At 74.5% G+C, this 396-nt stretch carries 1 protein-coding gene; it reads left to right on the forward strand.

The window, feature by feature from the left end; genetic code table 11:
* A partial coding sequence (locus JHN45_RS52575; RefSeq protein ID WP_268982500.1) for a SulP family inorganic anion transporter occupies window positions 1-396 on the forward strand: 396 nt, incomplete at both ends.

The raw sequence follows: 396 nt of genomic DNA on the forward strand, positions 1-396 counted from the left end.
CCCGCGATCGTGCACGGCATGCTCGCCGGAATCGGTGTCACCATCGCCGTCGCGCAGCTGCACATCGTGCTCGGCGGGACCCCGCAGAGCTCGGTCCTCGCCAACCTCCGCGCGCTGCCCGCCCAGTTGGCGGACCTGCACCCCGCCGACGTGGCGATGAGCGCGCTGACCCTGACCCTTCTGCTGCTGTGGCCGCGCGTCCCCGGCCGGCTCGGGCATCTGATGCGGAAGATCCCGGCCGCGCTCGTCGCCGTCGCGGGGGCCACGCTCACCGCCTCCCTCTCCGGGCTGACCCTGGCCAAGGTCGACCTGCCGTCCTGGAGCAGCCACGCACTGGCCGGACTGCCCGAGGGCCCGGTGCTCGGCCTCGCCGCCGCCGTCCTCACCACCACGCTG

Source organism: Streptomyces sp. MBT53 (assembly GCF_016654115.1).
GTDB lineage: Bacteria > Actinomycetota > Actinomycetes > Streptomycetales > Streptomycetaceae > Streptomyces.